At 56.5% G+C, this 8,792-nt stretch carries 11 protein-coding genes; 7 read left to right on the forward strand and 4 right to left on the reverse strand.

Translation table 11 applies throughout. From position 1 onward, the window contains the following. Positions 1-924: a DNA cytosine methyltransferase gene (locus AC07XZ_RS23100; protein ID WP_102687711.1), complete on the forward strand. Its 924-nt coding sequence runs from the start codon at positions 1-3 to the stop codon at positions 922-924. A gap of 14 nt (positions 925-938) precedes the next feature. On the opposite strand, the gene AC07XZ_RS23105 is transcribed toward AC07XZ_RS23100, so the two are convergent. The 3 genes from AC07XZ_RS23105 to AC07XZ_RS23115 all read right to left on the reverse strand — a co-directional run bounded on the left by AC07XZ_RS23105 (position 939) and on the right by AC07XZ_RS23115 (position 3,166). Continuing rightward, positions 939-1,601, reverse strand: a complete 663-nt coding sequence (locus AC07XZ_RS23105; protein WP_102687712.1) for a DUF2971 domain-containing protein — start codon at positions 1,599-1,601, stop codon at positions 939-941. 376 nt (positions 1,602-1,977) lie between these two features. Continuing rightward, on the reverse strand, positions 1,978-2,472 hold the full coding sequence (locus AC07XZ_RS23110) for a hypothetical protein (protein WP_102687714.1): 495 nt from the start codon (positions 2,470-2,472) through the stop codon (positions 1,978-1,980). A gap of 103 nt (positions 2,473-2,575) precedes the next feature. Further along, the gene (locus tag AC07XZ_RS23115; protein ID WP_146024028.1) at positions 2,576-3,166 is read right to left on the reverse strand and encodes a DUF6680 family protein; all 591 of its coding nucleotides are present in this window, start codon (positions 3,164-3,166) and stop codon (positions 2,576-2,578) included. A 36-nt stretch (positions 3,167-3,202) separates the two neighbouring features. Here AC07XZ_RS23115 and AC07XZ_RS23120 point away from each other — a divergent pair, with 36 nt between their 5' ends. Genes AC07XZ_RS23120 through AC07XZ_RS23145 form a run of 6 tightly spaced genes read left to right on the forward strand, consistent with a single transcriptional unit; the run spans position 3,203 to position 6,873 of the window. Next, positions 3,203-3,970, forward strand: coding sequence for a hypothetical protein (locus AC07XZ_RS23120; RefSeq protein ID WP_102687715.1), 768 nt, complete (start codon positions 3,203-3,205; stop codon positions 3,968-3,970). A 49-nt stretch (positions 3,971-4,019) separates the two neighbouring features. Then, the gene (locus tag AC07XZ_RS23125) at positions 4,020-5,030 is read left to right on the forward strand and encodes a DNA-methyltransferase (RefSeq protein ID WP_102687716.1); all 1,011 of its coding nucleotides are present in this window, start codon (positions 4,020-4,022) and stop codon (positions 5,028-5,030) included. A 53-nt stretch (positions 5,031-5,083) separates the two neighbouring features. Continuing rightward, the gene (locus AC07XZ_RS23130) at positions 5,084-5,332 is read left to right on the forward strand and encodes a hypothetical protein (RefSeq protein ID WP_102687717.1); all 249 of its coding nucleotides are present in this window, start codon (positions 5,084-5,086) and stop codon (positions 5,330-5,332) included. 56 nt (positions 5,333-5,388) lie between these two features. After that, positions 5,389-5,544: a hypothetical protein gene (locus tag AC07XZ_RS23135; RefSeq protein ID WP_158247731.1), complete on the forward strand. Its 156-nt coding sequence runs from the start codon at positions 5,389-5,391 to the stop codon at positions 5,542-5,544. A 35-nt stretch (positions 5,545-5,579) separates the two neighbouring features. After that, positions 5,580-5,822 carry a DUF4224 domain-containing protein gene (locus AC07XZ_RS23140; RefSeq protein WP_039772214.1) on the forward strand — a complete coding sequence of 81 codons (243 nt, stop codon included), beginning with the start codon at positions 5,580-5,582 and terminating at the stop codon, positions 5,820-5,822. A gap of 1 nt (position 5,823) precedes the next feature. Then, positions 5,824-6,873 (forward strand): tyrosine-type recombinase/integrase, encoded by a 1,050-nt coding sequence (locus AC07XZ_RS23145; RefSeq protein ID WP_102687718.1) that lies wholly within the window; start codon positions 5,824-5,826, stop codon positions 6,871-6,873. 449 nt (positions 6,874-7,322) lie between these two features. On the opposite strand, the gene AC07XZ_RS23150 is transcribed toward AC07XZ_RS23145, so the two are convergent. After that, positions 7,323-8,753 carry an aldehyde dehydrogenase family protein gene (locus AC07XZ_RS23150; RefSeq protein ID WP_102687719.1) on the reverse strand — a complete coding sequence of 477 codons (1,431 nt, stop codon included), beginning with the start codon at positions 8,751-8,753 and terminating at the stop codon, positions 7,323-7,325. Positions 8,754-8,792: the final 39 nt, after the last annotated feature.

Below are 8,792 nucleotides of genomic sequence, written 5' to 3' on the forward strand. Positions count from 1 at the left end.
ATGCTCACAGCAATTGACTTGTTCGCCGGATGCGGCGGATGGACAACTGGCGGAAAGGAGGCAGGCCTGAAAGTGCTTTGGGCTGCCAACCACTGGCCAGAAGCCGTTAAATGGCACAGCGCAAACCATCCGGAAACAATCCATGTCTGTCAGGATCTGCACCAGGCGAACTGGGGTGACGTGCCGAAGCACGATGTCATGCTCGCCTCTCCTTGCTGCCAAGGGCACACCAAGGCTCGCGGCAAGTCAGCCGGCAATACTCAGCACGACAACTCGCGATCGACAGCCTGGGCACCGGTACAGAACGCCGAGGTCAACCGACCGGACTTCGCGGTGATCGAGAACGTACCGGAGTTCATGGACTGGATCCTGTACCCGGCATGGGCTGATGCCATGCAGCGTCTGGGTTACTCACTGGCACCGCACATCGTGGACTGCGCCGACCTTGGCGTCCCACAGCACCGCGTGCGCCTGTTCATGGTCTGCTCGCGCAGCAAGGCGCCGCTGCACCTGCAACTGCCCCGCTATCAGCACGTACCCGCCCGCGAGATTATCGACTTCGACGCCGGCAAGTGGTCGCCGATCAACAAGCCAGGCCGCGCCGCGTCAACACTGACCCGCGTGAAGAATGGCCGCGAGCGCTTCGGCGACCGGTTCGTGATGCCCTACTACGGCTCAGGTTCTGGCCTCACCGGGCGCAGCCTTGACCGCCCGATCGGCACCATCACCACGCTGGACCGCTGGGCAGTCGTCGACGGCGACATGATGCGCATGATCACCGCCGACGAAGCGATGGCCGCTCAGTCCTTCCCGAAGGACACGCTGCGCCCGGACAACCACCGGCTGACCATGCACATGACCGGAAACGCGGTACCGCCACTCGCAGGTAAGCGAATCATCGAAGCACTGAAAGCTGCTGCATGATGCGCATACTTAAATCACTTCCACAAAGACTCATTCTCGTTTCGAACCATTTGGAAAGATCCAAATGCAGGCCGAACCTTGAAGCAGGAGACAGTGCCGGACAGTGCGCCTAGTTTCTCTGAAAGCTCCGCACGAGTTATTTCACTATGAAAACCCACTTGAACTTCTTTCAAAACAATATCGCTATCAAATTCTTTGAAGTAGTAGTCGCCAGTTTTAGTTTCAAGATTGAAGAAGCACCTCGACTCATCCTCATATGCCCATTGCGAGTATTTTGTAGAAAGAATTTGGCGCATCCACTCCTCGGCATGGTCTGGGTGCGTGGGAAAACTGGCCTCGTTAACTCTCTCATCGATGTACTTTATATCTATGAGCGAATCAGAACGCACATCGAAACCAAGGCATACACCTCTATTCCTATCAGCGTAGTGCGCCCACTGTACGGGGCTTTGACTCGAATTGCTGAAACAGATGATACCAAATCTTTTGTCAAAAATGCTTTTTGCGATATTGAATAGAGAGCGGACTTGCTTGTTTCGGATGTTGTTACTAAGAAGTTCAAAGGGGTCGTTAAGACCGAGAATAGTTGAAATTTTCAATCGCCGCATCTGTACATTCTGCAATCCGTATTCACTATTAACGAAGTGGTAGACGCGTCGCACTTTTGTTTCAGACATCTCAGCCTCCGAGCCAATTGAAGTTCAGCTTGGAAGATAGCATCCAAGCTGGCAATTGATCACCACCCACCACCGCCCGGGCATGCCCCGGCATACGACGCCCATGCTCACAGAAAAGTTGGACATCTCTCGATTTGGCTCGATGGAGCTTACAACTGCTCAAACCTCAGACCCGGATATCTATCATCTGGTAACACCGTGATGTTAAACATGCATACTCCAGGAGTAAAATCCGCATCAAGATACGTCACAGTAAGCTTATCCCCAACTCCGTCCCCGCGCCCTTCAACGTTCAACTTAAAGCGTGCAATATCTTTAGTTTCCATCAAATGCTTGGTCTGACCAATAAATACAAACTGATCAGAGAAATCGAAATTCACACTTGTAACTGGCGAACCCAAATTTTGAACAGAAAATTCCAACTCATGAGTAGACCCATGTGAGACCCTCCATTTCCAGAAATAACAAAAAGCGGCCGAATTGACTTTGCCCTTTGTTCGCGAGCACTTTGAATACTTTCAAGCTCGGTATTTACTTGCTCACGTGAGATAGCGACGAGTTCTTTCTGTTGTTCAACAGAATTTTTGAGCTCTTGAGCCTGTAACTGTAAAGCAGCTGAGCTTAGTTTTAATTCGCGCCCTTGCTGGATGTAGCCTAAGACTAACCACAAGAACGCTACCGGTCCAAACACGCCAGCAGCGAGATCTCCTATTTCATTCAGTTTCAACGCTATCAGCTCATCAAATTTTGCCCCCATAATGGTGATCGCTCCACCGATATACAACGCAGTCAGGTGCGCAGCCCACCACTCTAAGCTTCGGCTGCACCACCATTTCGCCTGTTCTATCCAATACTTTCGCAAACATCCCACGAATTCTTCCTTAAAATTTGGTAACGCCATTTTAGCAAGGAAAGGCCACGTAATGCCTAAACACGATAGCTCCCTCCCCCTTCAAAGTCAGCCGCTAAAGCGGTCAAAGAGGGGGTTCCGTATCGCTTTGCGCGGTGGGCCGCTCAAAAACTCCTGGAACAACTTGAATCGGACTTTTACCTTCGAGAACTCCAGTCGCAGCTGTAACCAGATTATCCATACGCGCTTCGTATTGAACATGCGCATTTGGTGAATACCAGCTTTTCTTCAGTTGAACCCGATCAAACTGATATCCCAGCGACCGTCCCATCGCAAAAAGCAGGTTTACGAATAATTCATCACGTTGAGCGAAGAGCGCTTCATTGCTCAGGGAGTTCATATTGGCCACGTCACTTAGATGGTCGTGATATTCCTTCCAGGCATCCAGAACATTTTGATCACGTTTTGATGTCCACTTTTTCCCAAAACCTACATACCCATAGAACGACAAATCAATCATGTTCAGTCCGCGAACATGATCAGCAGATAGACGTGCTCCGCGCGTTGCCATCAGCGTATGAAAAACCTGAAGTCTCCTTGCTCGGTTCTCCCTGGATCTTTCGATCCACTTCTGTGCCTGTACAGCAAGTATTGGACCCAGCAGCGTGGCGGTAACAATCATCCAATCCGAAACGGTCAGTTCCTGGCCTGCCATATCACACCCACTTGTTTGTATTTCATGGAGCGTAGCATGGTGAAAGAACGCCCAATATTGTTCTCGGCGCCGATGGTGCGCGCCATTCTGGATGGCCGGAAGACGGTTACGCGCCGGCCGGTGAGGGGATTTCAGATTCCCACCGAGGACACCTCAATTCCTGAGGGCGAACGTCATCGATGGAGTGCAACCGCCCAGCGCGACCCCCGTTACGGTTTCTGCGTGTTCGGAGCGACTGAAGCGGAATGCGCCAAGGAACTGGAAGAGTTTGCGCCGTCTCCGTACGGCCGGCGCGGCGAGCGCCTGTGGGTACGCGAGGCCTGGGCAGCTGAGGCTCAGGTCGATGCGGTCGCCCCGCGAGATCCAAGCCAAGGCGAACCGATCTTTTACCCAGCAGATGGCGCAGTTCGGCAAACCGGCTGTTCCATGATCGCCCAGGGTCGTGGCCGCCCTTCAATCCACATGCCTCGCTGGGCCTGCCGCATCCTGCTGGAGATCACCGACGTCCGCGTCGAGCGGCTACAGGACATCAGCGATGACCAGGCCAAGGCCGAAGGCTGCTTCTTCACCGACTACGGACAGCAGTGTTTCCACGGTGGCACCGGCTGGAAAGACGTCGGTGATTGTCCGGCGAAGGTCGGCCACCAGCAACGGAACGGCTGGGCATGGGACAAGACGACCAGTCATGACCAATGCCTTTTCACCCCGCGCTTTGCGTTCGCCAACCTGTGGAACGCCACCGGCGGCGACTGGGACGCCAACCCGTGGGTCTGGGTCGTCGAGTTCAAGAGGGTTCAGCCATGATCTTCGTCCCACTCTACATGGCCTACCTCATCTACAAGGGGCCGTGGCGATGACAGAACAACACCGCATTCTTGTCGGTGACTGCATCGACATGATGCGGATGCTGCCGGATAAGTCAGTTCACACCTGCGTTACCAGCCCGCCCTACTTCGGACTGCGCGATTACGGCGTAGACAGGCAGATCGGCTTAGAGGAAACCCCGGGCGAGTTCATTGCACGACTGGTCGAAGTATTCCGCGAAGTGCGTCGAGTACTTCGCGACGACGGCACGATCTGGGTGAACATGGGCGACAGCTATGCGGGAAGCTGGGGCGCGCAAGGCAGACCTCAAGGCGACGGTCAGATGTCAGGGCGCAGCGTCACATCGGCCCGCCAAATCAACGAACACCCACGTTTCAAGTCCGGTACCGGAGTGCGCGGCCGCGAGATGGGCATGAAGTCGAAGGACCTGATGGGCATGCCATGGCGCCTCGCCTTCGCGCTGCAGGACGATGGATGGTATCTGCGACAGGACATCATATGGAACAAGCCAAATCCGATGCCTGAGAGCGTGCGCGACCGCTGCACCAAGTCGCATGAATACGTTTTCTTGCTGAGTAAATCGAAGAAGTACTACTTCGACCAGGCCGCCATCGCAGAAGACGCGATTGAGCCGCGAGGCCCTGGGAATGTAGCGCCGATAGAAGCGTTGCCGGGCGAGCGCTCCACGGAAAACTCAAACATCCGAGGTTCCCTCCACAAGATCGGCCCTCGCGTTACTCGCAACAAGCGCAGCGTGTGGACTGTGGCCACACACAGTTTCAAGGGCGCCCACTTCGCTACATTCCCGCCCGATTTAATCCGCCCCTGTGTTCTTGCCGGCGCCCCGCGCGGCGGTGTGGTGTTGGACCCGTTCGGCGGCGCCGGTACCACTTCGCTGGTGTCGATGCAGGAAGGTCGCCGTTCGATCATCTGCGAACTGAACCCCGAATACGCCGCAATGGCCCGCCGCCGGATTGACAAGGCGTGGCTCGACGGCGCCGCGCAGATGGACGTTTTCCACGACGCTGCAAACGCTTAACCCCTCCCCCTACTCAACAGCCTGCCGGTGTACGGCGGGCGAGGAATCTCCGCATGCCTGAATTGACGTACGACCAAAAGCTGGTGGATTACGCGACCGCGCCGAAAGCCTCAGCCGGCACCATCTGCCATATCGAAAACGGCGACTTCGTGAAGCACTGGTGCGGCAAGCTGCGCGGCAAGTTCATTCAAGTTGGCCCCACCTGGAAAGCGGCCACCAAGCAACAAGCGATCGAGAAGGCTCGAGAGTTTCGCGAGAAATGCCGGGAAGAAGCAAAAGCGAAAGGCTTGTTGCCGGCATAACTCATCACCTTCTGCCGCCCCGCGCGGCACCGCCCACCCGGGCAAGGAAGTGCGCCATGACCATCACGAAGATCATCAAGGGCCCGCACCGCTTCGGCGGCTTCTGGTGGGTCATCGCCGACTGCAAAGGCACCAAACAGCACATGTCCTTCCGAACCGAACAACAGGCTCGCGCCATCGCCCCAGGGCAGGACAGCGTGACCCTTCATTAAAACCCTCTGCCGCCGCCGGCGGCGTGGAGAATCCCATGGAAACCGAAATCCTCTCTGACGAGGAGCTGGCCGAACTCACCGGCTACAAGGCCAGGGCCTACCAACGCCGCTGGCTGATTGACCGCCAGTGGGTGTTTGTCGAAAGCCGGGGCAAGCGCCCGCTGGTGGGCCGCATGTACGCCCGCATGAAGCTGGGCATGATCAGCCCTACAATTGCCGACCCGAACCCACCGCCGGCCGCGCCGGCATGGACGCCAGACTTCTCGCGAGTGAACTGATATGCGCCCCCGCAAGACCGAGCACCACCACCTGCCACCACGGATGTACAAACGATCCCGCAAACGCAAGAACGGAACCACCTGGACGGCCTACTACTACCGCGACCTGCTCGGAAAGGACATACCGCTGGGCAAGGATCTCGACAAAGCCAGGTTAAAATGGGCCGAGCTGGAAGCCAAGGAAAAGCCGCTCGATCTGCGCACCATGAAAGGCATATTCGACCGGTACATCCGCGACGTGGTGCCCAAAAAAGCGCCGCGCACGCAGAAGGACAACTTGGCAGAGATCAAACAGTTGCGGCCGATGTTCGACAGCGCGCCGATTGACTCGATCACACCAGCAACGATTGCCGGCTATCGTGACGCCCGATCGGCAAAGGTCAGGGCCAACCGCGAGATCGCTACCCTCTCCCACATTTTCAACATTGCCCGGGAGTGGGGCCTGACGACAAAGGAAAACCCCTGTCAGGGCGTGCGCAAGAACAAGGAAACGCCGAGGGACTATTACGCGAATGATGTGGTTTGGGAGGCGGTGTACAAGAAGGCAGCTCAGGAGCTGAAAGAAGCGATGGACTTAGCATATCTGACCGGCCAGCGGCCGGCAGACGTGCTGGTCATGCGGAAGGATGATGTTGAGGGCGGATATCTGACAGTCCAGCAAAACAAGACGCAGAAGAAGCTTCGAATCCAGATCACGACCGGCGGGGAATCAAACAGCCTGGGCAAGTTGATCGCAGCAATCACAGAGCGAAATGCCCAGCACGTTTCGAGTTACCTGATCATCAACCGGAGCGGTAAACGAATGACCGCCACGATGCTCAGGAAGCGTTGGGACGCGGCGCGGGAAAAGGCAAAACAGGAGGCCCTTGAACAGGGCGACGACCTGCTTGCCGGTCGGATCGGTGAGTTCCAGTTCCGTGATATCCGGCCGAAGGCTGCGTCGGAAATCAGCGATATAGGTGATGCAAGTCTGCTTCTGGGTCACACGAAAGGCGACATCACCGAGCGGGTTTACCGGCGCGTCGGGGCCATCGCGAAGCCATCGAAATAGGCGAAAAATGCGTTCCATAACTGAAGAGCAGCCCCTTATAGAATGCGGTCTGTAGGGGTGCTGAAAACTGAAAGTAATGGAACAAAAAACAGCTGCAACACGCAGCCCGTTTGAATTTACTTAGCGGTCTTGAAAACCGTCGACTGTAACAGGTCCATGAGTTCGAATCCCATCGCCTCCGCCATATTTGATACGACAAAGCCCTGATTATTCAGGGCTTTGTCGTTTCTGGCTTTCAGGAATTTTGCTCCTCTCTTTATAGATCGTTTCCGCATCTTTTCGGCCATTTCCGCAACCCTACTTTTCAGACCGCCCTCCTCCCGTCAATTTCAATTGCCAAATTTAATGCGACAGACGAATTTTGAGTGGAGCAGTAGGCTGCTTTCGGCCAAAAGCGGACGCTAACTGCCATTCCTCATCCAGTGCTCCCAGACAGGAACCTGACCCAGTCATTTCAATGGGTCATAGCTGATCAACGTCTTTGGCTCCAAATACGCGCTCATCCCCCACCTGCCCATTTCGCGCCCAAGGCCTGAATGCTTGAATCCACCGAAGGGGGCACGCGGTTCGTGGGCCAGGGTGTTGATGAGCACGCGTCCCGAATCGATCTGACGGGCGACGTTCATACAACGTTCGGAGCTTTTTCCCAGCACCAAGGCGCTCAGACCATAGTCCGTATCGTTGGCAATGCTGATCGCATCGGCATCATCCTCGTAGGGGATGATCGTCAGCACGGGGCCGAAAATTTCCTCACGCGCGATGCGCATCCGGTTGGTGGCATCAGTGAAGATCGTGGGCTTCACGAACCATCCGGCATGCAAGCCTTCCGGGCGACCTTCGCCACCCGCCAGCAACCTCGCGCCTTCTTCGTGGCCGGTACGGATGTAGCGCTGCACCCGCTCCCATTGTTTCTGGCTCACCATCGGACCGATGTCGGTGTCGGCGCTGCGTGGATCGCCCGATTGAATCTGTGAGACACCCTCCTTCGCAATCCGCTCGAACTCTGCCAGCCGGCTGTGCGGCACGAGGATGCGAGTGCCCGCGATGCAAGCCTGGCCGCTGTTGAGAAATCCGGCTTGCAGCACCAACGGCATGACCGCTTGGAAATCAGCATCGTCAAGCACCACGGTGGGGGACTTGCCGCCCAATTCCAGCGTCACGCGCTTCATGGTGTCGGCACCGGTTCTTACCAGATGCTGACCGACAGCGGACGAACCCGTGAACGAGATCTTGGCAACGTCGGGATGACGGGCGATCTCCTCGCCAACCACATCGCCCCGTCCGTTGACGACATTGAATACACCCGGTGGCAGCCCCGCATCGTGCAACGCTCTGACCACGACCTGCGTCTGCAACGCGCTCATCTCGCTGGGCTTGATGACAGCGGTGCAGCCTGTCGCCAGCGCAGTGGCCAGCTTGTTGCAGATGAAGCCCGCATTGCTGTTCCAGGGCGTGATCAGACCGGTCACGCCCACGGGCGTCAGAATGACCCTGGCCACGCCGACCTGTTCCTCGAAATCGAACGCCTCCAGTGCATCGATTGCTTGCGCAATCACATCGGCCGGATAAGTCGCCATCCAGCGCCCGCGAACCGCAGGCGCGCCGTATTCCACGAGGATGGCTTCCAACAGTTCCTCCTCCCTTGCCGCCATGGCCCGGTGCATGCGTTGCAGTGCCGCAATGCGCTCCCCCCGGCTAGTACGAGCCCACGCCGGGAACGCAACCTTGGCGGCTGCGATCGCACGCTGTGCGTCTAATGCATCGCCCAGCCGAACCTGACCGATGACTTCCTCGGTGCTCGGGTTATGAAGGTCGAACCATTCCTGACCGTGCGGAATGACGAACTCGCCGTCGATGTAGATATGTTCAATGAGTTGCATGGCGACTCCTCGCTCAAAAACGACTCGCCTGAATCGAGC

The sequence above is a fragment of the Pseudomonas sp. GW458-11-26-14-LB4 genome (assembly GCF_059423925.1).

Bases quoted from the DNA above. Each gene is read 5' to 3' on its own strand.
- AC07XZ_RS23100 (WP_102687711.1), top strand. From the start codon at position 1: ATGCTCACAGCAATTGACTTGTTCGCCGGATGCGGCGGATGGACAACT.
- AC07XZ_RS23105 (WP_102687712.1), bottom strand. From the start codon at position 1,601: ATGTCTGAAACAAAAGTGCGACGCGTCTACCACTTCGTTAATAGTGAA.
- AC07XZ_RS23115 (WP_146024028.1), bottom strand. From the start codon at position 3,166: ATGGCAGGCCAGGAACTGACCGTTTCGGATTGGATGATTGTTACCGCC.
- AC07XZ_RS23120 (WP_102687715.1), top strand. From the start codon at position 3,203: ATGGTGAAAGAACGCCCAATATTGTTCTCGGCGCCGATGGTGCGCGCC.
- AC07XZ_RS23125 (WP_102687716.1), top strand. From the start codon at position 4,020: ATGACAGAACAACACCGCATTCTTGTCGGTGACTGCATCGACATGATG.
- AC07XZ_RS23130 (WP_102687717.1), top strand. From the start codon at position 5,084: ATGCCTGAATTGACGTACGACCAAAAGCTGGTGGATTACGCGACCGCG.
- AC07XZ_RS23135 (WP_158247731.1), top strand. From the start codon at position 5,389: ATGACCATCACGAAGATCATCAAGGGCCCGCACCGCTTCGGCGGCTTC.
- AC07XZ_RS23140 (WP_039772214.1), top strand. From the start codon at position 5,580: ATGGAAACCGAAATCCTCTCTGACGAGGAGCTGGCCGAACTCACCGGC.
- AC07XZ_RS23145 (WP_102687718.1), top strand. From the start codon at position 5,824: ATGCGCCCCCGCAAGACCGAGCACCACCACCTGCCACCACGGATGTAC.
- AC07XZ_RS23150 (WP_102687719.1), bottom strand. From the start codon at position 8,753: ATGCAACTCATTGAACATATCTACATCGACGGCGAGTTCGTCATTCCG.